This is a genomic window from Kitasatospora sp. NPDC127060 (genome assembly GCF_042724935.1).
In the GTDB taxonomy this organism is placed as follows: Bacteria; Actinomycetota; Actinomycetes; order Streptomycetales; family Streptomycetaceae; genus Kitasatospora.
This window is the reverse complement of sequence record NZ_JBHXEG010000031.1, coordinates 24,609-45,147: the sequence shown is the minus strand read 5'-3', so window position 1 is coordinate 45,147 and position 20,539 is coordinate 24,609. Positions and strand designations below refer to the sequence as shown.

Sequence of the window (20,539 nt, the reverse complement as noted above, 5' to 3'; positions counted from 1 at the left end):
GATGGCATCCGTTCCTAGGGGGCGGCTGTCAGGAGTGATTGGCAGGAAGGGCGCGGACGCGCCGCCCCTTCCCATGGCGGACTTCGAGGACGCCAGCGCCTTCAAGCTGAGCGAGGGCACGCCGGACGGTGCCCCGCGCGGCGCCGGTCGTCTCGGTGAGTTCCTTCTCGGACGGGAAGTCGGCGTCGACGCCGAGTTCGTAAACCAGGGCGGCGAGCTGGTCGAGCACCGGAACCTTGGGCGCGGCTCCGACAACGAGCCACCCGACGCCGGGCTGCGATCGGATCAAGCCCTCGGCCGTAAGGACGTCGAGGGCGCGCTTCACCGTGGTGCGGGCGACGTCATGCTCCTTCATCAGGTCGGCTTCCGATGGAAGCGACGTCATGGTGGAGTCTCCGCTGATCTCGGCGCGCAATGCGTCGGCAATCCGCAAGTACGTACCGCGCGGGCTCCGCTCTGACACTGGCCACTCCCATCCCTAGGTAGCTACCTAGACAGGATGAACGATTCCGGGGCCTGGTTGCCAGCCGCGAGTCAGCTAACCATGGTCCTGGTGCTGCTGGCGGCAGGTCAAGCTGATTGAGAGGAACGCCAGCAGTCTCCCGCTGGTACCACCTGGGGGTGCACAATGACGCCATGAAGGTGACTGACCTCAGGATTCCGGACAGGTTCGAGCGTCTTCGCGACCTCGACGACAGCGCGCTCGCCACCATCATCGTGCCGGTGGAAGCGATGCTCGAAGCGTTTGACGAGCGATTCATGGACATGCGGGCGGCCGACCGTGGCTCCTTCATGGTGGTGCGGGGACAGTCCGGGGCCGGTAAATCGACTTTTCTAGACACGGTTTCCTTCTTCAGGGAGGGAGTCTCGACTGCACGTATTTCTCGCCTCGATGAGGTCGGGGAAGCGTTGGTTGCTGCTGCTGGTCGAGCTCCGAGAATTATCGTCATGGAAGGGCGGGAGGCTCTTGGCGAGGTCTCGAAGCAAGAGATCGAAGCCGCCATGCACGAAATCAATCAGTTTGTCCGATCGGATGTCGGAAGGCATAGCCTGGTCGTATGGCCGTGCAACACCAACGACCTGACTGACCTCTTGGTCACTCTCGGGAAGAGTCTTGGTGGTGAAGCTCTATTTGGCATCTCTGATCCCGTAACGGAGTTTCAAGGCCCGCCGAAGGCGGATTACCTGCGAATTGCTCGGCAGACCATCTCGGCTCTCAATGACGGGGCGTCGCTCGACGCGATTGGAGTATCGGCAGAGGCTGCCGAGTCGATGATCCCCGAGTCGGACACTATTGGTAGCTATCTCGCACGAATCAGAAGGGCTTCCATTCGGGCCGGTGCGCAGGTGGAGAAGCTGCTCGCAAAGGAACGCTATCGTCTGTGGACTTGCGTGATCGCAGGGAATGATGTGGAGGGCGACGTGGCTGCGCTCACCCGCGGGGGTGCGGCGGCGGCCGACATCGATCGACTCATTAGCTCAACCGGGGCAAATGTTGTCAGTGAGTTGAAGCAGTACCCCGATAAGATCGGAATCCTCGGAACTGTTCTTGACGCGCGAATTGCACACCTCGACATGGTGTGCATCAATGCCGTTGCTCGGACATACGGAAGCCCCGCACTGCACAAAGCCATGCAGGCTCAAGGTATGCAGATCAGTCGGGAGTCGTCCGCCAAGAAGAGGTTGATCGAGAGCGACCTTGGCATTCTGTTGCAGGGCAACAACCTCGGAACCCGGAAGCGGGGGCCGAAGCCTGGCCAGAATACAAAGGATGCTTTTATGAAGCTGGTTGCCATCTCTCAAACAAACGATGGGCTGCTAAACGAGGCAATTGGCGCGGGATTGGTCGATGCCGGGTTGATTGACTCTTTCGAAACCGAGAAGACCTTGGGGGTAGATCTTGTCTATCACAGTGATTTGTATTGCCTGAGGGCAGGGTCTCCTCTGCGTCTCGAAATGATGTGGCGAGCTAAGACTGGCCGGGCGACAATTGCGAACTATGTGCTCGGCAAGATTAGCAACTATGGGAAGGCGATCGGCGTGCTTCAGCCTGGCGGTTTCCGCGCGTCGCAGGGTGGGGCAGCGGCGGACGGGTAGTGCGGCCTGAGCGGGCTTGTAGGTGCGGGATGGCCGACATCAACAGATGACATCAACGAAGCTGAACGGCCAGCGACGTTCGCGCTTCGCCATGGATGAGGCTTGAGCGAAGCCGGAGGCTCGTTGGAGGTCTGGCAGCTCAAAGATCGAACTTACAAAGCAGCGGTCATTTGGTCGCGCGGTCGCCGTGTGACACTCGGGGAAGCGGCAGGGGCTCGTGATAGTGCCAGAGAAGTGCGCGGTCTTCGCGGCGGAGTTCGGCTGATCCCCACTCCAGCCGGACTACACCGCTGGCCAGCGCGCACGCATAGGCGACTATGACGAGCTTGGTGTCTGGTGACAGCCGCAAGAGATCCATGTGCGGCTCGTCATCCTCGGGGAGTTCGATGCCGAGGTCCAGTGTGAACTGACGGGGCTCGGGCCCGTGCCGGCGGATGAGGTCGGCGCGGAGCCCGGAAGCCCGGCGGAGTCTGGCAGCCGTCACCGGTACATCCTTCTTCGCATATCGGATCGGGAAGACGACATGACCGGCTACGACCACGACCGTTCGCGCTTGGAGCCGCACTGGCTCCGCCCCCGGAAGGCCGGCCAGTCCCGTCACTAGCTCCTCGTACTGCGCCGCGTAGAGGCCATGACCATAAGCCTCGTGAGTTTGAGTGTGGACACCCTCATGCCCGCCGCGGGCACGCTCGTGTGCCCGGAGGATGCACTCCGGCACGATCGTCGTCACCTGCGCAGCGAGACTTCCGAAGACCTCCCTGGCCCACGGACTGGCGAAGGCTGCTGACCCCATACGTCCCCCGATCAAAGTCTGCCGATCCCGAACTTCGACGGTCCGGGGTCGTTCCTTTCAGATCAAGGGCGCGTCAAGGGTCGCACGATGCACGGCTGAACTCAGGGGTTGCTGGTTCAGCTGTAAGACTGTGGATCCCAGCGGATGGTGGCGCGGACTCGCGGGACCAGTGCGGGACCACACGTTGTGCCCGCGCCGGAACGCGGGCAGGCCGATCGGGCATCATGACGTGAGGCTGGATCGCGCTGAGCTGCGGGAATGAGTTCCGGCGCGATCTGGGGGTCAAGGGGTCGCAGGTTCAAATCCTGTCGTCCCGACATTGTGTCGGAAGGCCGTTGGCCGGGAGAGATCCCAGGTCAGCGGCCTTTTTGTTGATGGATCGGCAGGTGATGGGCGGCTTCGGCGCCGCCGTCTTGCGATCTTGCTGGGGATCAGCCGGGGACCACAGCCGATCGGCAGGAGGGTCGCCGCAACCCGCTGCGACGGCCGCGGTTCGCGCCTATGCGAGGTCGCCGGTCTGCCAGCCCGGGGGGACTTTGGGCAGTCCGATCAGGGCGTCGATGCTCAGGTGCTCGGCGAGCAGGGCCTTGAGGTTGCGGCCGTCGATGAGGCGGATGCGGCCGTTGCGGTGGGCGAATTCGTGGCTGGCCTTGCCGAACCACGACGTGGCGACGACGATGCCGTAGCCCGGCGTCCTTGTCATCCATGACGCCGGACATGGCCCGGACGGTCTCCACCGGGATCGCGACGGCGTCCACGCCGTCGTCGCGGGATCCCTGGGTGCGCCAGGTCTCTTAGCCCATGGCTTCGAAGGTTCGCGCACCAGGCGTTCGAAGTCGTAGGGGTTCATCTGGAGCAGGCCAGGTCTCGATGTGGTCGCGCTTCCACGGGTAGCCGTCGGGGCGGCTGGTGGTCATCAGCAGGCGGGGCAGCTCGATGTGCTCGAAGGCGGGCAGGCCGAGCAGGGGTCAGCCGGGGTCGCGCGGTTCGGAGGGGGTGAGGTTCTTCGCGGGGCGCTCCCCGGCCCGGGGCGGCTGCCGTCCTCGGATGATCTCAGCTTTCGCGGCTTTGCTCCGTCAACTGGTATGCCATTATGAGGAGTTCGGCTGCGGCTGCCGGGTCGGGTACGGCGTGGCGAAGGAGAGCAAGGGCCGCTTCGCGGTGGCGGGTGGTCTGGGTGCGGGCCCATCGGCGGCTCCCGGCGGCCTCCACCAGAGCGGCCAGTTCGGCGGGGGTCGCCCCGCTGTCGGCAGCGTATGCGGTGCGCAGGTGCTCCCCGGCTGGGGTGCCGGATCGGAGGGCGGCGACCACGGGCAGGGACTTCTTGCGTACGGCTAGGTCGGCACCTGCCGGCTTTCCGGTACGCCCCGGGTCGCCCCAGATGCCCAGCAGGTCGTCGGTGATCTGGAAGGCGAGCCCCAGCCTGCGGCCGAAGGCGTCCAGCTGGACCACCTGGTGCTGCGGGGCACCGGCCGCGTGGGCGCCGAGCGCGGCGGAACAGCCCAGCAGCGCACCAGTCTTGGCCTCGGCCATCGTGACGCAGTCGGACAACGTCACCGCGCTGTCACTCTCGTAGGCGCAGTCGGCGTGCTGGCCCTCGCACAGCTCGATCACGCATGCCGCCAGGCGTACCGAGGCCGCCGCGTCGGCCAGTACCCGAAACGCCAGGGCGTGCAGGGCGTCCCCGGCCAGCAGAGCGTCGTTGACTCCGAAGACGCGCCATGCGGTGGGCCGGTGCCGTCGCAGCTCGTCCCGGTCCATGACGTCGTCGTGCAGCAGCGTGAAGTTGTGCACGAGTTCGACGGCGGCCGCGGCGGGCAGCGCCACCGTGTCCTCGCCGCCCGTCGCACGGGCTGCGGCCAGCACCAGCGCAGGCCGCAGCGCCTTCCCACGCGAGGCGTCGATCGGGATGCCGTGCTCGTCCCACCAGGCCAGCTGGTAGCCGGCGACGAGCCTCATGCGGCCGGGGAGGCTCGCGACGGCGTCCCGAAGCACCGGGTCGACGGCGGCCCGGGTGCGTTCCAGCAGCAACCCGGCCGCCGCTGCGCGCGGGGCGGTCGGCTCGGTCATGAGACGCCGGCCCGGGAAGAGGAGGACGCGGATGGATCGGCGCGGCGGGTGATGATGCTGTAGACGGATGCCTTGTCCTGGCTGAGGGAGGCGGAGAAGCTCACCGCCATCTCCCGCAGTTCCTCGATCGGACCGCTCGCCCCGTCGGGGAAGTGCTGTTCGATGTTGAGCCGGACCTTCTGGAACCAGTGAATGATCTCCGCGTTGGACGGCATGATCCGCATGTCCTCCAAGAGCAGCCCCTGGTCCTCCAGCGCGCGGACGAAGTACGCCGGGGACTTGCGGTTTCCGCAGGCCAGCCGGTCGACGCGATCGGGGATGGCCGATTCGTAGTGCGCCGGGTCGCCCTTGTAGAGGGTGTCCGAGATGACCAGCAGGGCGCCGGGGCGCATGCGCGTCGACACGGCGCTCACCGATGCCTCGAAGACGTCGTTGAGGAAATGCGTGTACACCCCGCGCACGACCACCAGGTCGTAGGGGTCCTCCGGTTCGGGCAGCAGGTCGACGTCCTGGCCGTCGCACAGGAACAGCCGCACTCGGCCGGCGGCCTGCGGTTGATCGGCGAGCCGCCGAACGCAGTGCTCCAGCTGCCGTCGGCTGATGTTGACGGCGTCGATGTGGTGCGCCTCGGGGAAGCGCTGGGCCAGGTGGCAGGAGAGGTAGCCCCAGCCGCATCCGAGGTCGAGGATGCGGTGCACCGGGGGACGGCCGGGGCCGGTGAGGCCGGCGATGGTCAACTGCCGGTCGAAGTGCCGTAGTTCGGAAGGGCCGACAGAGCCCGGGGTGGGGCCTTCGGTGAGTTCGTCCGCGTCGAAGAGGCCGAACTGGAAGAGGAGGTTGTCCGAGCCAAGGGCCTTCTGCCACATCCAGACGGGATCGTCGTAGGTGTACTCGACCTTGGGGCGGTAGGAGTTGGGGCGCGGGCCGTCGATCACGTGGATCACGGCGGGCGGGGGCTGGGGGTCGTGCGTCATCGGGGGCTCCGGTCGTCGCTCGGCCTGGCCGGGGTACGGCATCGAGGACCGCGTCGACAGGCGGCCCGTGCATCAGGCAGGGAGCGGTGGGGGTGCCAACAAGTAGATGCCTGTCCGGTGGCGGTGGGCAACGGTAGCCGGGAGCGCGCCCGGTCACGCGCGCCGCGCCAACGCTACGCACGCCGGCGTCGCGCCCCAGTGCGCCCCCATGTCCGGTGGAACGCGGTGCACGGTGGGGTTGACGCGGGGGCCCGGAAGGACAGAACCTCCGACGTGCTGCGGAGACACGCCGGACCTGGCGGTCCCGTTCAGCTGATCGCGCCGGGTGTCATGTGTGATGCGCGGTGGGGAGGAGGGGCGGTGCAGCCTGCCTTCGTCGTCTCAGGACTCATCGGGTTCGTCTTCGGTCTGGTGTGGATCGCTCTGTCGGTCGTGCAGGGCCACCGGGACCGTCGTTCCCCGCTGCCGCCGCTGGTCCTGTGCGGGATCTTCGCCTGGGACGGCTTCATGCTCTTCGGTGTCACGACGGCGTGGAGCCTGACCTATGCCTTCGAGCCGTTCCTGGTCGCCTTCGAGATCTACCTGTTCTGGCTCTTCTGGCGCTACGGGCCCGCCGACTACCCCGAGGTCCCGCGCCGGCGCCTCATGCTGTCCGTGCTGACCGCGCTCGTCGTCACAGCGACGGCCTTCCAGCTCGCCGGACGCGCCCTGGGCGACCAGTACGGAGTGACGACGGGGATGATCCTGCAGACGGCGACGCCCGCGCTGTGCCTGGCGCAGCTTCACCGCCGGGGTTCGGCGGTGGGCCAGTCGGTACCGGGCGCTGCGTGCCTGCTGATCGCCTTGACGGCGCTCAGCGTCGGCGCCGTCGCAGCTCCACCCGGGGGCGGCCACCGACAGCTGCACCTGTACCTCGGCATCGCGCAGGTGGCCCTGCAGGCGGCTTACCTGCGCTCGTTGGCCGGCTTCGCCCGCGCAGGGCGAGATGTCGGCCGCGCTGCCGGCGGACTTCCCGCCGGCACTCAGTCCACGCCCCACGGGGAGCACGACGTATGACCGGTGACGGCAGCCCCGCCCCCCTGTTCCCGACCGCCATCCGCCTCAACCCCGGCACCGAGAAGGCCGAGCAGGACATGTGGCAATGGCTCGACGAGTTCGGCCTGTGCCGATCCCCCGAGGCGCGCGCCAACGTCCGCCGGTCCCGAGTCGCCTACTGCATCGGCCTCTACTACCCGTCTGCACACCTGGACGTCCTCGTGCTCATCACCCGCTTCACCGGCTGGTCACTGCTGATCGACGAGGAATTCGACGCCGGTCCCGCGCGAAACGACCCCGGCGCCTGCCTGAGCGCGGTCACCGCACTGCTCGCCCCCTTCACCACCGCCCCCGCACACAGCCCGGCCCGCACCGAGCCGTCCGACCGCGGCGGCCACCGTGCCATGGCCGACGCCGCCGCCCACCTGTGGGGACAGCTGGCGCCGATCCGCTCACCCGCCTGGACCTCGCGGTTCCGCGCCCACCTGGCCAACTGGCTGTGGGGCTTCTACGGCGAGACCGTCGACCGGGCCGTCCACCGCCTGCCCGAGCCGGCGGAGTACCACGAGCGCCGCCGCGAGATGTTCGGCGTGCCCTGGTACCTCGACCTGTGCGAGGTCGCCTGCGCCGTGGACCTGCCCGACGCCGTCCACCGCCTGCCGGCCTTCCGCACCCTGTACAACGCGGTCTGCGACACCACCGCCCTGTGCAACGACCGGGTCTCCGCCGACCGTGAACGAGCCACCGGGTACCTCCACAACGCCGTCACCATCCTGGAACACCACCGCGGTTGGACCCCTCGGAAGGCCGCGGCCCACGTCGACCGGATGATCGTCGACGGCGCAGACCTCATCACCGCCGCGCACCGCGATCTGCCGCGCCAGCTCGACCAGGCGGGACTGCCCCGGGCGAGCATCGCCGACGCCCTGCGCTGCGCCGACGCCTACCTCGACGTCGTGCGAGGCAACCACTCCTACCACCACACCAGCGCGCGCTACACCGGCCTGGACAGCCTGCCACCGGGCGGCTGTCCGGCCGAAGGGTTCGCCCGCAACTCCGAAGGAAGCCCCTCGTGACCGAGCACCCCCCCGGCACGCCCGCGGCCGAGCCGGCGGCCGACTGCTCCTGCCCGCACCTGCCTGAGGGCCCCCGGCTCACCACCGCCCAGCTGCACGCCATGGAAACGGAACACCTGCTCACCTCCTGGGAGGAGTACGCCCGCACCTACGGACCGGTCTTCACCCTCCACACCGAGAACGCCGCACCCCGCGTGTACGTCAGCGACCCCACCTCGATCCGACAGCTGTTCATCAGCGACCGCACCACCTGGCACGCCCGAGGCACCCTCTACTTCCGCCCCGTCATCGGCACCCAGGCCCTGCCCTACCTCACCGGCCACGCCCACCGCGCCATCCGGCTCCTGCTGGCCCCGCCGCTGCACGGCGAACCCGTACGCGCCCTCGGCTCCGCCCTGGACGACATCATCACCACCGCCCTGGACCACCTGCGCGGACTCCGGCAGCCCCTGATCGACGTCACCCGCGACATCACACTGCGGCTGATCGTCCGCGCCGCCTTCGGCCAGCTGCCACAGCACCGCCACGAACACTGCGTCCACCTGCTCACCGACATCATGGACCTGATGTACGAACCGACGGCCACCTCCGGCAACGACCCCGACGGCCTCCTGCGGCAGATCGGGAGCCTGGTCCAGCAGGTCCAGGACTTCGTCACCCAAGAGGCCGCCGCCGCACGCCAAGCACCCGCCGCACGCCGCGACGACCTGGTCTTCCACCTCGCCACCAGCCGAGCGGCCCCCGCCGACGAGCAGATCCGCGGCCACATCATGACCCTGCTCATCGCCGGCCACGACACCACCGCCAGCGCCCTCGCCTGGGCGCTGTACCAGCTCGAACTCCACCCCGCCATACGCCACCGTCTGCACACCGAACTCGACCGGCTCGGCCCCACCCCCACACCGGCCGACACCGTCAAACTCCCCTACCTCAACGCCGTCTGCGCCGAGACCCTGCGCCACGGCTCCGTCGTCCCGGCCGGCCTCGCCCGCATCACGCCCGCCGACCTCGACTGGAACGGCCACCGCTTCCCCGCCGGTACCGAACTCGTCCCCGCCATCCACCTCCTGCACCGCCGCCCCGACCTCTACCCCGACCCCGAGCGCTTCGACCCCGAACGCTTCCTGAACAACAAACCCCTCGGCACCCACTACCTCCCCTTCGGCACCGGCACCCGCCGTTGCCCCGGCGCCGAACTCGCCGAATTCGAACTCCCCCTGGCCCTCGCCCGCCTCACCCGCACGCCCGGCCTGCGCCTCATCGGGGCCGTCCCCGGACTGCGAACGGTGAAGAACGGACCCACCATGACCATCCCGGCCAGCCTGCAGGTCACCCTCGAAGCCCCACCCACTCCGCGCGCTCAGGACACCCAGCCATGAACCGGACAGCACACATCGGCACCTACTACGACGTCCTCACCCCCCTCCTGGAACACCTCTGGGGTGGCAACCTCCACATCGGCCTGTGGTCCGAGCCCGCCACCGACGAACCCGCCGAGGACGACACCGCCGCGGTCACCGCGGCCGGCGACCGCCTCACCGACCTCCTCCTCAGCGAGCTGCCCCTCCACCCCGGCCACCGGTTCCTGGACGTCGGCTGCGGCACCGGCCACCCAGCCAGGCGCCTGGCCCGCACCACCGGAGCCCACGTCACCGGCATCACCATCAGCACCACCCAGGTCCAACTCGCCAACTCCCGCACCGAAACCGCCGGCCTCAGCCACCTCGCCCGATTCCAGTACGCCGACGCCACCGACCTGCCCTTCCCTGACCGGTCCTTCGACGGCGCCTGGGCCATCGAGTCTCTGCTCCACATCCCTGACACCCGCCGAGCCCTCACCGAACTCAGACGGGTACTCGCCCCCGGCAGCCCCCTGCTCATCAGCGACATGATCCTGCGCGCTCCCGACCCCGAACGGCACGACCACTCCTCACTCACACCGCTGACCACCCTGCGCACCCACCTCGAGGACAGCGGCTTCCAGATCGAGAAGATCACCGACCTGGACGAACACCTCCACCGCTCCCTGAACCGCCTCGACGCCGACCTCAACCGCCGACGCCCCCACCTCAACGACATCCACGGACCCCAGGCCACCGACGCCCTCACCCGCATCCTCCACAAGACCCTCCCTGGCATCGGCACGACCTTCGGCTACGTCGCCCTCACAGCCCGCAGCAGGACCCAGACATAACGATCCACCCCCGATTACGCCCGTGACGCTGGGGGCCGAAACACCTTCCGCAAGACAACGAGGCCGGTCAAGCCGACAAACTACCGGTTTGACCGGCCTCATTTGGTCGGTTGACCGATCAGGGCTGATGGCCACTCATCAAGCGGCTTTTGTACGAGACTTGGGTCAATCGCCGGGTATGCGCTCATATGATTGCGGCGTGCGCCAGCACCGCCCCTACGGGCGTAGCCCCGGCGGCGCTCGGAGCGCGCCGATTGCCCACGCAACACTGACAGAATCAGTGCCCATCGGGCGTGGAATCGCGCGTTCCCGCAGGACCCCGTGCTCATCGGGACGCGGAACCTACACTGGGACGGGGTTGAGCCGCCGCGGCGGCAGTGCGGCCGGTTGCCTGTTGGGCCCCGCCCTGTGCCTGGGCGGCTCGCGCCTGCTGCTTCAAGCGGTACGCCTCGGCGAGGATTTCTGCCACGGTCTTTCGGCGTGCCACCCAGTCCACCCCCTGGTTCACGACAGCGAGGCCCCGCGTAAGGGTCTGCGCTGCCTGCGCGATATGCCAGCAGCCCTACCCGGCTGGGGCGACCGGAAGTCCGCCGCGCGGTCCGAGCGAAGGCCGGACCAAGCGGCACAGGGGCGCAATGTGCGGGCATCGTCGAGGAGATGGAGCGCCTATTCGAGCGGGAGCTGGGAAGAGCCACCGTTGTGCGCCTCTACTGGGAGGTTGCACCGGTCGAGGACGGCGTCCAGCGACGCGGTGATTCCAGAGGCTCGAAGGCTGCCATGGATGTTGCGCGCCGTCTGCTCTCGGCGCAGCAAACGGACCCAGGGTTCTGTCCATCCCCTGTAATCGTGGAGTCCTCCGCTATGCGGCCTCGGCCTCCTGATAGGCCTCGGCTCGTGCCTTGCTGACGGACCGTTCGAACTCAACGGGCGGCAGTCCGCCGGCCGCGCCGTGTCGACGGCGGGTGTTGTAGAAGCCGGTGATCCAGGTCGCGATCTTCAGCCGTGCCTCAGCCCGAGTGGCGAAGCGGTGCCGGTAGATGTACTCGACCTTGATCGTGGAGTGGAAGCTCTCCGTCGCGGCATTGTCGAGAGCCGACCCGACCCGCCCCGTGGATTGGACGACGCCAAGCCTGTCGCACAGGTTGTTGTAGGCCGCGCTGCAGTATTCACTGCCGCGATCCGAGTGAAAGATCACCCCGTCCACCTGGTCGCCCCTCGTGGCCGCGGCCATCTCCAGCGAGGCGCTGACCAGCGCGGCGTCGTGGTGAGCGCCCATCGCGTAGCCGAGCAGACGCCGCGAGAACAGATCGATGACTGTAGCCAGGTAGAGCTTGCCATCGCCCGTGTCGATCTCGGTCATGTCGCCGACCCACAGCACGTTCGGCGCCACGGCGTCGAAGTGGCGATGCACAAGGTCGCGGGCGGTCTTCCGCTTGCCCTGCCGGGTCAGCGACCGGCGCCGGCGCGGGGGCTTGCGGCCCTGGAGCCCGAGATCGGCCATGATCTCGGCGACGGTGTTCTCGGACACCTGCCAGCCCTCGGCCCACAGGTCGAGCGTGATCCTGGGCGAGCCGTACGTGTTGCCGGACGTGACGAAGAAGTGCTTTATCCGGACGGACAGTTCAGCCCGTCGAACCTCGCGCTTCGTCGGCTCGGCCTGGCGGCGGCGCCACTTGTAGAACCAGGACTCGGACACCCCAAGAGCCCGGCAGGCGATCGTGTGCGGGACGCCGTACGCGGTCCTCTGGTCGGCGATGAAGCCCGCAACCGTCACTTCGTCGCCTCCTTCACCCACAGGACCACCGATCGCTTGAGGACATCGCGCTCCATCCCGAGCTCGGCGATCTCCTTGCGCTGCCGGATGTTCTCCTCGCGCAGCCGGCGCAACTCGTCGCGTTCGGACTCGCTCAGGCCTCCCGCCGCGTCCGCGTCCGCGCGGGCCCGCGCACGGTGGACCCAGTTCTGCAGCGTGCTCTCGTGCACGCCAAGGTCCCGCGCGACCTCCGCCGCCGACTTCCCGGTCTCCGTCACGATCCGCACCGCCCCCGCACGGAACTCCGCGTCGTACGAGCGCCTCTTCCGAGTCATGACCCTCAACTTCCCCTCTGGTCACGACTCCACGCTACGAGTCCGCGGCCCTCCCGATGCTGGGCGCTCCGCGGGGCGCTGGCGGATGTCGGGCGATGCCTGCACGTGCCGTTCCCGATCGTCCTGAGGGCGCTCGTGACCTGCAAACTTTCGCCGGTCACCGGAAGTGGGCCGGGGTGGCGGCCACTGTCCCGTCCAGGCGGCCGTCTGCCAGAATCGACCGGTCGAGGTGGCTGGAGACGAGGAGGCACGCGTGGGCGGGGACGAGGTGCGGTCGCGGATTCCGCAGCTGCGGCTGGACGAGCTGCTGGAGGAACTGCAGGCCCGGATCGACGCCGCTCGCGGTACGCGGGACCGGGTGCACAACCTCCTGGAGGCGGTGCTGTCGGTGGGCCGGGAGCTGGATCTGACGCAGGTGCTGCGGAGGATCGTCGAGGCTGCCGCGGTGCTGGTGGATGCGCGGTACGCGGCGTTGGGCGTGATCGGCCCGGACGGCGAGACGCTGTCGCAGTTCCTGACCGTGGGTCTGGGCGAGGAGGAGATCGCCCGGATCGGCCCCTACCCGACGGGCAAGGGCATCCTCGGCGAGCTGATCCGCCACCCCGAGGCGCTGCGGCTCGAGGACTTGGCCGCGCATCCGGCCTCGTACGGCTGCCCGGCACACCACCCGGTGATGCGGGCCTTCCTAGGGGTGCCGGTGCGGGTGCGGGAGGAGGTGTTCGGCAACCTCTACCTGACCGACAAGAGGAACGGGGAGCAGTTCGACGCCGACGACGAGTCGGTGATCGCGACGCTGGCAGTGGCGGCCGGGGTGGCGATCGACAACGCCCGGCTCTACGAGGAGGCGCAGAGCCAGCAGCGCTGGCTGGGCGCGAGCGCGGAGATCACCCGCGGGCTGCTGTCGGGTGCCACGCGCGGCGAGGTGATGGAGCTGATCGCGCGCAGGGTGCTGGAGATCACCGGTGCCGAGCTGGTCGACCTGTCAGTGCGCAACGGCGACGGTGAGGGGCTGCGCGTCGAACTCGCCCTCGGCGGCGACCCGTCTGCACGGTCGGGGATCCACCTGCCGCTGACCGGCACGCTGTCGGGGGAGGCGTTCAGGCTCGGATCCCCGGTCACGACCCTGGACTTGGCTGAGGATCCCCGGCTGACCGGCGGACCGCGCCGGTTCGCCGGCTTGGGGCCGGCGGTGGCCGTGCCGCTGGGCCGGGCGGATGGCCAGAGCGAGGGAGTGCTGCTGCTTGCCCGGCTAACGGGGGAGCGGGCCTTCACCGATCGCGAGATCAGTCCGCTGCTCGGGTTCGCCGACCAGGCGGCGCTCGCCCTGGAGCTTGCGGACCGGCGCCGCGACGCCGAGCAACTGGCCATGCTGGAGGACCGCGACCGGATCGCTCGCGACCTGCACGACTTGGCCATTCAGCGGCTGTTCGCGACCGGGATGACTTTGCAGAGCGCGGCCCGGTTCATCGAGCACCCCGGGGCCTCGGACCGGGTGCTGCGGGCGGTCGGGGACCTGGACGAGACGATCAAGATCATTCGCTCGACGATCTTCGGCCTGCGGGCGCGTGAGGATTCGGTCGCCCACGGGCTGCGTTCCCGGGTGGTGCGGGTGGTCGAGGAGGCGCAGGCGGCGCTGGGCTTCGCGCCGCGGCTGAGCATGGAAGGCCTGCTGGACACGGATGTCCCGGGCGAGGTGGCCGATCACGTGGTGGCGGTGCTGGGCGAGGCGCTGAGCAACGCGGCCCGGCACTCGAAGGCCGGCCGGGTCGAGGTGGCGCTGCGGGCGACCGGAGCCCAGGTGCTGCTGACCGTGCAGGACGACGGTGTGGGCATCCCGGAGCAGGGGCGGCGCAGCGGGCTGCGCAACCTGATGGAGCGTGCCGAGAGCTTGGGCGGGGTGCTGGAGCTGTCGAGCCCGCCGGAGGGCGGGGCCCGGCTCGTCTGGTCGGTTCCGCTGGAGAGCTGACCATTACGTGGGGAGCGTGGCCGCTGTGGTCCCGGTGCCAGGCGCGCAGGGCGGGGCGACGGACAGGAGGCGGCGGCCGGTGACCCACTCGGGACGGATCCGGATGGTCACCTGGCCGGTGGGCGGCGGCGCGGCGGAATCGGCCACGGAGTTCCCCTCGGTGGCTTCGGCGGTGCCGAGCACGGTGACGCTCCAGCCGCTGCCGTCGACCTCGTCGGCCTGGAAGGCGACGAGTGCCCCCGCGACTGCGCGCAGGAATTCGGAGCCGATGGTGGCTCGCAGCAGCACGCTGCCGTCATCGTCGAGCCGGTAGCGGGTCGGCAGGACGGCGGGTAGTGCGCCGACGGTGTAGACGACGCGCCCGACCGCTGCCCCGGCCAGCAGGAGCAGGCAGTGCCGCTCCTCCAGCGGCGCGGTGTCAGGTGTCATGGCATCGATGGTCGTCCCAGGCCGGTGGGCGCGGGAGAGGCCGTTGGTCCCCAGGCCCGTGGCCGAGCGGTCCGACTGCCGGGCCTCTGGGGCAGGTGTCAGTGGACGCGTCGCCCGGGCGGCTGGTCGTGGGCGGCCAGGGTCTGGGTGGCGATGATGGCGGCCTGGACGCGGCGCTCCACGCCGAGCTTGGCCAGCAGCCGGGAGACGTGGTTCTTCACGGTCTTCTCGGCGAGGTAGAGGCGCTGGCCGATCTGGCGGTTGGTCAGGCCCTCGCCGATCAGTGCGAGGACCTCCCGCTCGCGGTCGGTGAGCTGGGGGAGGTCGGAGGTCTGCGGGGCGGCGTCGCCGCGCAGTCGGGCCATCAGACGGGTGGTGGCGCCGGGGTCGAGCATGGACTGCCCGGCGGCGACTGTGCGCACGGCGGAGACGAGGTCCGTGCCGCTGATCTGCTTCAGTACGTATCCCGAGGCGCCGGCCATGATCGAGTCCAGCAGGGCCTCTTCGTCGTCGAAGGAGGTCAGGATCAGGCAGGCCAGCTCGGGCATGCGCGAGCGCAGCTCGCGGCAGACGGTCACGCCGTCGCCGTCCGGCAGCCGCATGTCGAGGATCGCCACGTCGGGGCGCAGCGCCGGGACCCGGGCGAGCGCCTGCTCGATCGTGCCGGCCTCACCGACCACGGTCAGGTCGGGCTCGGCGTCCAGCAGGTCGTGCACGCCTCGGCGGACCACCTCGTGGTCGTCGAGCAGGAACACCTTCACCGGGCCGCTCGCCCGGTCCGCCGTGCCGTCCGCCATCAACTTCTCCGTACGTGCTGGACCCGCCACCGATGTGGGGCGAGTGGGACCGTTGGGCAGTCTGCCCCCCGCCCCGGCGCGCGCGAAAGGGCCGGACGGCCCCATCCTCCGTTCCGGACGGCCCCATTCTCCGTTCCCCGGTTACGGGCGGGCGGAACCGGCCAACAGGACCGCACACGGTGTGTCGCCGTTCGCCTCCGGTAGCTCGGCGCGGAGCCGGGGAGTCGGGCAGCCGGCCGGTCCGTAGCCGATGCGCAGGAGCATCTGCGGGGCGCGCCGGCCATGCGCCGGGTCAACCATCCGGGTACGCAGGTCGGGCCATTCCAAGGCCTGGTGCAGGACCGAGGCGCGCAGTCCGTGCAGGGTGAGAACGAGGAGGACGTGCTGGAGCGCCTGGCCGGCGCGCAGCCAGTCGGCCCGGCGGTCGTGCCGGGTGGTGAGCAGGAGCAGTTGGGGGTCGGCCTCGAACGCGGCGCGTTCCCGGGACACTCCGTCGGTGGGGCGGGCGAAGGTGCGCAACGGCATCACGCCGGTGGTGTCCTGGGGGCCGAGTGCGTAGGCGGGGATGCCGACGCGGGAGCCGGGGCCGGCGAGGGCGGCCAGGTTCTCCGCGTGCCGGCCGGAGTGGCGGAGGTTGCGGCGCTCGGCCCGTGCGGTGAGGTCGAGCAGGGCGCGGCGCTCAGCGGGGTCCGGCCGGTGCAAGTCGGCGCCGTCGAGCCGGGCGGCTTCGGCGAGTTCAGCGAGGACGGCCGGGGGCACCGGCTCGGCGGTGAACGGCAGGCGGCTGCTGCGCCGGCGCCAGATGGCCTGGTAGAGGTCGGGGCGGCGCAGCAGGGCCGCCCGGGGTGGCCCGGCGAGTCGTACGGTGGCCAGCAGGTCGGGCTTCTCGGGCCGGGGCAACAGGCGGACGACGGGTTCGCAGCCGAGGTGGACGGCGGCGGCCTGGAGGTTGCCGAGCGCGGCTCCGACCGAGATATGCAGGGCCCGGGTGTCCGGATCGGTGAGCACGGGGGCGCGTTGCGGTAAGGCGTGCACGTCGATTGTGCGCGTGGCGTGGTCGAGGCGGAACCGCCAGGGCTGGCAGTTGTGGAGGGAGGGCGCGGCGCTCGCAGCCGTGATGAGGGCCTGGCCGAGCTCGTCGTCGAGGGTGTCGAGGGTTACGGGCGTCACGACGGTGCTGTCCTTCCTGCGGGGCGGGGCGCCTGGGGCGGTCGGCGGGTGCCGGGTTCAGCTGCGCCGAGGGCCGTCGGTGCCGGGCCGGCGGGCGGCACGTCCGGTCCACGCGGGTTCCAGTTCCTCCCAGGCGCGCTGCCAGGCCGTGTCGGTACGGCGGTCCAGCGATCGCAGGCGCAGGCCCACGCCACCGGCGGTGAGGACGAACAGGAGGGCCACGGCGAGCAGGCCGGTGCTGACGGCGTCGGAGACGAGGTCGGCGGTGCTGGGTGGGGCGGTGGTCAGGCGGCCGGTGTCGTCGGCCCAGACGCCCACCCTGGAGCCGGCCCGGGCCTGGTGGCTGAGGTCGACCGTGCCGGTTCGGCGTTGTCCGGCGGGATAGGCCCAGGTGGCCGTGGCCTGGTACCGGGCGGCCGCTGTGGCGGTCCGGTCGGCGGTCGCGGTGGTTGCGCTGAGCAGGAGCGCGTCCACGTGGTGCAGGCGCGAGGACGCAGCGGCCACGCGGTGTTCGGCGGTGTCGAAGTCGGTCCACGCGGCGGTGGCACCGAGCACGAGGGCCAGGCCGGTGGCGACGGTGGCGAGGAGTCCGGCTCGGCTGCGGGCCCGGTCCTCGGGTCGGGCGAGCTCGTTGCGCTCAGCGCCGAGTGCCCGCCGGAGGCTGCGGCGCCACGGACGGATGGGACGGGTGCTGGGAGTGCGGGTCATGGTCGGACAGCCCTTCGGTGCGCGGCTGGGAACGGACGGGGGCGGGCTCAGGCGTGCGGGACCACCGGGCGACCGGGGGACGCTGGCGGGGGCTGCTCAGGACGTGGGCTCGGGCCCTTCGCCAGGAGAACTCTGCCGGAGGTGATCCGGGCGGGCCCAGGGACCGACGGGACCGGGGAGTGGGCCACTGGTCCCGGGCAGCGCCAGATCCCCGGGCACGCGGGTGTCGCGGGACCAGTGGGACGTGGAGGAGGGGACCGGTGGCGCCATCGACAGGGCCTGATGGTCCCTGGGGCGAGCGGTGGTCGCGACCCCAGGATCGTCACTGTGAGCGACGGACGCACCGGTGTCCGTCTCCCCGGAGCACACCGCAAAGGAGCACCCGATGTCCGCACACGATCGCGGAAGACCACAGCAGGGCAAGGCGGTTGACGGACCGCGAGGAGCCGGCGGCGGCTTCGGCCTGCCCGCCGCGACCGCGCTGGTGGTCGGAAGCATCATCGGCACCGGCGTGTTCGCGCTGCCGTCCGCGCTCGCGCCGTACGGGCCGATCGCGCTGGTGGCGTTCGTGCTGGTGACGATCGGCGCGCTGGCGCTGGCGATGGTCTTCGGGCGGCTGTCGGAGCGGGTACCGGGCAGTGGTGGACCCTATGTCTACGCCCGGGAGGCGTTCGGCGAGTTCGCCGGGTTCCTGACCGCCTGGTCGTACTGGATCACCGCCTGGGCCGGGAACGCGGCCATCGCGGTCGCCTGGGTCGGCTACGTCGAGGTGTTCGTCGACAAGGGCCACCACACCTGGGGTTCGATCGCGATCGCGCTGGTGGGCCTGTGGGTGCCGGCGGTCGTCAACCTGACCGGCGTGCGCAACATCGGGGCGTTCCAGGTGGTCACCACGGTGCTGAAGTTCCTGCCGCTGGCGTTCATGGCGACGGCCGGCCTGCTGTTCGTGAAGTCCGGGAACTTCGGCGCGTTCAACGCGAGCGGCGGCTCGGCGCTGGGCGCGGTGTCGGCAGCGGGGGCGATCGCGCTGTTCAGCTACATCGGTCTGGAGACCGCCTCGGTGGCCGCCGGACGGGTCCGGGAGTCGAAGCGGAACGTGCCACGGGCTACCGTGTACGGCACGCTGGCCTGCGCCGCTATCTACCTGCTCGGCACCCTGGCGGTCTTCGGCACCGTCCCGCACGCCGAACTGGGTTCCTCCACCGCGCCGTTCACCGACGCGATGAACAACATCGCGGGTGGCCACTGGGCCGGGAACCTGGTCGCCGCCGCGGCGATCGTCTCCGGTCTCGGCGCACTGAACGGCTGGACCCTGATCTGCGCCGAGATGCCGATGGCGGCGGCCCGCGACGGGCTTTTCCCGGCCGCCTTCACCGGCACCCGGGGCCGCAGCGAGGTGCCCGCGTTCGGCATCGTCTCGGCCACCATCCTGGCCTCGGTGCTGACCGTGGTCAGCTACACACGGTTCACCAAGGTCTTCACCGAGATCGTGCTGCTGAGCGTGCTCACCGCCGTCATCCCGTACCTGGTCTCGGCGGCGGCGCAGCTGTACTGGCTGGTGGTGCGCGGCCGCCAGGAGCTGGAAGGGCGGCGCTTCGCCCGCGATGTCACCGTCGCGCTGCTCGCCCTCGCCTTCTCGTACTGGTCGATCCAGGGCAGCGGCTACCAGACCGTCTACTACGGCCTGTTCACCATCCTGCTCGGCATCCCCGTCTACATCTGGCTCAAGCGCCCCAACACCGCGGCCAGGGCCACCGCCTCGGGGGCACCCACCGATGTCGAGCCCACGGTCCCCACCGCCGCGCCACTGCCGAAGGCGGCCCGCACCGCCCGCCCAGTGGGCCTGCCGACCATCCTGCGCCGCGCACTGACCACGCGTCACCAGCACTGACCCCCAAGGAGCACCCACCCATGTCCACCCTGCGTGTCGATTCCGAGGCGGGCCGCCTGCACCAGGTGATCCTGCACCGCCCGGGACTGGAACTGTCCCGGCTGACCCCACGCAACGTCGACGAGCTGCTCTTCGACGACATCCTGTGGGCCAAGCGCGCCCGCGAGGAGCACGACGCCTTCGCCCAGGTGCTGCGCGACCACCGCGTGCACGTCCACCACTACGCCGACCTGCTCGCCGAGACCCTCGACCTGGCGCCGGCCCGGTCCTGGCTGCTCGGCCAGGTCGTCACCCCGGCCACCGTCGGCCCGGCCCTGGTGGAGCCGGTCCACGAGCTCTGCCGCCAGCTCGACGGCAAGACGCTGGCCGAATACCTGATCGGCGGCGTCCTCAAGACCGATCTGCCGCTGCGCAGCCCGCACAGCCTGGCCTGGCACACACTCGGAGACCAGGACTTCGCCCTTCCGCCGCTGCCCAACCACCTCTTCCCGCGCGACAACTCCTGCTGGATCGGCGCCCGTTACAGCCTCAACCCGATGGCGAAGGCCGCGCGCCGCCGGGAGACCCTGCACACCGCCGTGATCTACCGCTTCCACCCTCTGTTCGCCGAAACCGCTCCACCGCTGCTGGACAGCACCACGACGGCTCCCGGGCTGAGCCTGGAAGGAGGCGACGTCCACGTGATCGCCCCCGGCGTGGTGATGGTCGGCATGGGCGAGCGCACCACCGCCCAAGCCGTCGAAGCCCTCGCCCAGCAGCTGTTCCTGACCGGCACCGCGCACCGGCTGATCGCGGTGCGCCTCCCGGAGAGCCGGGCGTTCATGCACCTGGACACCGTCATGACGATGATCGACCGCGACACCTTCGCGCTCTACCCGGGCCTGGCCGACGCCCTGCGCTCCTGGACCCTCACCCCCGCCCCCGAGCGCCCCGCCGGATTCAACGTCACCCCCGACACCGACCTCGCCGCCTCCCTCGCCGAGGCCCTCGACCTCGACAAAGTCCGCTTCCTCTCCGCCGAACAGGACGCCCGCGCCGCCGAGCGCGAGCAGTGGGACGACGGCAGCAACTTCCTCGCCCTCGAACCCGGCGTCGTCGTCGGCTACGAGCGCAACACCACCACCAACACCTACCTGCGCAAACAGGGCATCGAGATCGTCACCATCGCCGGCTCCGAACTCGGCCGCGGCCGCGGCGGCCCGCGCTGCATGAGCTGCCCCATCCAGCGCGACCCCGCCAACTGACCCCCCG

At 70.0% G+C, this 20,539-nt stretch carries 19 protein-coding genes; 8 read left to right on the top strand and 11 right to left on the bottom strand.

What is annotated here, in order from left to right; all coding sequences use genetic code 11:
* Positions 1-28: 28 nt before the first annotated feature.
* Positions 29-463, bottom strand: coding sequence for a GntR family transcriptional regulator (locus tag ACFWIS_RS18975; RefSeq protein WP_380523913.1), 435 nt, complete (start codon positions 461-463; stop codon positions 29-31).
* Positions 464-636: 173 nt separating this feature from the next.
* Here ACFWIS_RS18975 and ACFWIS_RS18970 point away from each other — a divergent pair, with 173 nt between their 5' ends.
* Positions 637-2,097, top strand: coding sequence for a hypothetical protein (locus ACFWIS_RS18970; protein ID WP_380454943.1), 1,461 nt, complete (start codon positions 637-639; stop codon positions 2,095-2,097).
* 166 nt (positions 2,098-2,263) lie between these two features.
* Here the strand turns inward: ACFWIS_RS18970 and ACFWIS_RS18965 are convergent, their stop codons facing one another.
* The 4 genes from ACFWIS_RS18965 to ACFWIS_RS18950 all read right to left on the bottom strand — a co-directional run bounded on the left by ACFWIS_RS18965 (position 2,264) and on the right by ACFWIS_RS18950 (position 5,934).
* Positions 2,264-2,827, bottom strand: coding sequence for a hypothetical protein (locus ACFWIS_RS18965; RefSeq protein WP_380454945.1), 564 nt, complete (start codon positions 2,825-2,827; stop codon positions 2,264-2,266).
* Positions 2,828-3,389: 562 nt separating this feature from the next.
* Complete coding sequence (locus ACFWIS_RS18960) at positions 3,390-3,593, bottom strand: restriction endonuclease (protein WP_380454947.1); 204 nt, start codon at positions 3,591-3,593, stop codon at positions 3,390-3,392.
* A 350-nt stretch (positions 3,594-3,943) separates the two neighbouring features.
* Complete coding sequence (locus ACFWIS_RS18955; RefSeq protein ID WP_380454949.1) at positions 3,944-4,960, bottom strand: polyprenyl synthetase family protein; 1,017 nt, start codon at positions 4,958-4,960, stop codon at positions 3,944-3,946.
* Positions 4,957-5,934 carry an SAM-dependent methyltransferase gene (locus tag ACFWIS_RS18950; RefSeq protein WP_380454951.1) on the bottom strand — a complete coding sequence of 326 codons (978 nt, stop codon included), beginning with the start codon at positions 5,932-5,934 and terminating at the stop codon, positions 4,957-4,959. The genes ACFWIS_RS18955 and ACFWIS_RS18950 overlap by 4 nt, the downstream gene beginning before the upstream one ends.
* Positions 5,935-6,294: 360 nt before the next feature.
* Between ACFWIS_RS18950 and ACFWIS_RS18945 the strand changes: the two genes are divergently transcribed.
* From ACFWIS_RS18945 to ACFWIS_RS18930, 4 genes are read left to right on the top strand one after another with little or no spacing between them, the layout of a single operon-like run.
* A complete protein-coding gene (locus ACFWIS_RS18945; protein WP_380454953.1) occupies positions 6,295-6,990 on the top strand; it encodes a hypothetical protein in 696 nt (231 codons plus the stop codon).
* On the top strand, positions 6,987-8,045 hold the full coding sequence (locus ACFWIS_RS18940) for a terpene synthase family protein (RefSeq protein WP_380454955.1): 1,059 nt from the start codon (positions 6,987-6,989) through the stop codon (positions 8,043-8,045). Before ACFWIS_RS18945 ends, ACFWIS_RS18940 begins: the two co-directional genes overlap by 4 nt.
* Complete coding sequence (locus ACFWIS_RS18935; RefSeq protein ID WP_380454957.1) at positions 8,042-9,424, top strand: cytochrome P450; 1,383 nt, start codon at positions 8,042-8,044, stop codon at positions 9,422-9,424. Before ACFWIS_RS18940 ends, ACFWIS_RS18935 begins: the two co-directional genes overlap by 4 nt.
* Positions 9,421-10,239, top strand: coding sequence for an SAM-dependent methyltransferase (locus ACFWIS_RS18930; protein ID WP_380454959.1), 819 nt, complete (start codon positions 9,421-9,423; stop codon positions 10,237-10,239). Before ACFWIS_RS18935 ends, ACFWIS_RS18930 begins: the two co-directional genes overlap by 4 nt.
* Positions 10,240-11,098: 859 nt before the next feature.
* Here the strand turns inward: ACFWIS_RS18930 and ACFWIS_RS18925 are convergent.
* Together ACFWIS_RS18925 and ACFWIS_RS18920 are read right to left on the bottom strand one after the other, a co-directional pair.
* A complete protein-coding gene (locus ACFWIS_RS18925) occupies positions 11,099-12,013 on the bottom strand; it encodes an IS3 family transposase (RefSeq protein WP_380454961.1) in 915 nt (304 codons plus the stop codon).
* Entirely contained in the window at positions 12,010-12,327 is a 318-nt protein-coding gene (locus tag ACFWIS_RS18920; RefSeq protein WP_380454963.1) for a transposase, read from the bottom strand. Before ACFWIS_RS18920 ends, ACFWIS_RS18925 begins: the two co-directional genes overlap by 4 nt.
* A gap of 253 nt (positions 12,328-12,580) precedes the next feature.
* Here ACFWIS_RS18920 and ACFWIS_RS18915 point away from each other — a divergent pair, with 253 nt between their 5' ends.
* A complete protein-coding gene (locus ACFWIS_RS18915) occupies positions 12,581-14,293 on the top strand; it encodes a GAF domain-containing protein (protein WP_380454965.1) in 1,713 nt (570 codons plus the stop codon).
* A gap of 3 nt (positions 14,294-14,296) precedes the next feature.
* Here ACFWIS_RS18915 and ACFWIS_RS18910 read toward each other — a convergent pair whose 3' ends face one another.
* The 4 genes from ACFWIS_RS18910 to ACFWIS_RS18895 form a co-directional block, all read right to left on the bottom strand.
* Positions 14,297-14,722 carry a pyridoxamine 5'-phosphate oxidase family protein gene (locus ACFWIS_RS18910; RefSeq protein ID WP_380454967.1) on the bottom strand — a complete coding sequence of 142 codons (426 nt, stop codon included), beginning with the start codon at positions 14,720-14,722 and terminating at the stop codon, positions 14,297-14,299.
* A 98-nt stretch (positions 14,723-14,820) separates the two neighbouring features.
* Positions 14,821-15,519: a response regulator gene (locus ACFWIS_RS18905; protein ID WP_380454969.1), complete on the bottom strand. Its 699-nt coding sequence runs from the start codon at positions 15,517-15,519 to the stop codon at positions 14,821-14,823.
* Positions 15,520-15,660: 141 nt separating this feature from the next.
* On the bottom strand, positions 15,661-16,689 hold the full coding sequence (locus ACFWIS_RS18900) for an Acg family FMN-binding oxidoreductase (RefSeq protein ID WP_380454971.1): 1,029 nt from the start codon (positions 16,687-16,689) through the stop codon (positions 15,661-15,663).
* Between the two features lie 57 nt (positions 16,690-16,746).
* Positions 16,747-17,397 (bottom strand): hypothetical protein, encoded by a 651-nt coding sequence (locus ACFWIS_RS18895; protein ID WP_380454973.1) that lies wholly within the window; start codon positions 17,395-17,397, stop codon positions 16,747-16,749.
* Between the two features lie 484 nt (positions 17,398-17,881).
* On the opposite strand from ACFWIS_RS18895, the gene ACFWIS_RS18890 reads away from it, so the two are divergent.
* Both ACFWIS_RS18890 and ACFWIS_RS18885 read left to right on the top strand, forming a co-directional pair.
* A complete protein-coding gene (locus ACFWIS_RS18890) occupies positions 17,882-19,288 on the top strand; it encodes an amino acid permease (protein ID WP_380454999.1) in 1,407 nt (468 codons plus the stop codon).
* 20 nt (positions 19,289-19,308) lie between these two features.
* Positions 19,309-20,532, top strand: coding sequence for an arginine deiminase (locus tag ACFWIS_RS18885; RefSeq protein ID WP_380454975.1), 1,224 nt, complete (start codon positions 19,309-19,311; stop codon positions 20,530-20,532).
* Positions 20,533-20,539 lie beyond the last annotated feature (7 nt).

Excerpts from the sequence above, each read along its gene's own strand:
- ACFWIS_RS18970 (WP_380454943.1), top strand. The coding sequence starts at position 637 with ATGAAGGTGACTGACCTCAGGATTCCGGACAGGTTCGAGCGTCTTCGC.
- ACFWIS_RS18960 (WP_380454947.1), bottom strand. The coding sequence starts at position 3,593 with ATGACAAGGACGCCGGGCTACGGCATCGTCGTCGCCACGTCGTGGTTC.
- ACFWIS_RS18955 (WP_380454949.1), bottom strand. The coding sequence starts at position 4,960 with ATGACCGAGCCGACCGCCCCGCGCGCAGCGGCGGCCGGGTTGCTGCTG.
- ACFWIS_RS18950 (WP_380454951.1), bottom strand. The coding sequence starts at position 5,934 with ATGACGCACGACCCCCAGCCCCCGCCCGCCGTGATCCACGTGATCGAC.
- ACFWIS_RS18940 (WP_380454955.1), top strand. The coding sequence starts at position 6,987 with ATGACCGGTGACGGCAGCCCCGCCCCCCTGTTCCCGACCGCCATCCGC.
- ACFWIS_RS18930 (WP_380454959.1), top strand. The coding sequence starts at position 9,421 with ATGAACCGGACAGCACACATCGGCACCTACTACGACGTCCTCACCCCC.
- ACFWIS_RS18920 (WP_380454963.1), bottom strand. The coding sequence starts at position 12,327 with ATGACTCGGAAGAGGCGCTCGTACGACGCGGAGTTCCGTGCGGGGGCG.
- ACFWIS_RS18910 (WP_380454967.1), bottom strand. The coding sequence starts at position 14,722 with ATGACACCTGACACCGCGCCGCTGGAGGAGCGGCACTGCCTGCTCCTG.
- ACFWIS_RS18905 (WP_380454969.1), bottom strand. The coding sequence starts at position 15,519 with ATGGCGGACGGCACGGCGGACCGGGCGAGCGGCCCGGTGAAGGTGTTC.
- ACFWIS_RS18895 (WP_380454973.1), bottom strand. The coding sequence starts at position 17,397 with ATGACCCGCACTCCCAGCACCCGTCCCATCCGTCCGTGGCGCCGCAGC.
- ACFWIS_RS18885 (WP_380454975.1), top strand. The coding sequence starts at position 19,309 with ATGTCCACCCTGCGTGTCGATTCCGAGGCGGGCCGCCTGCACCAGGTG.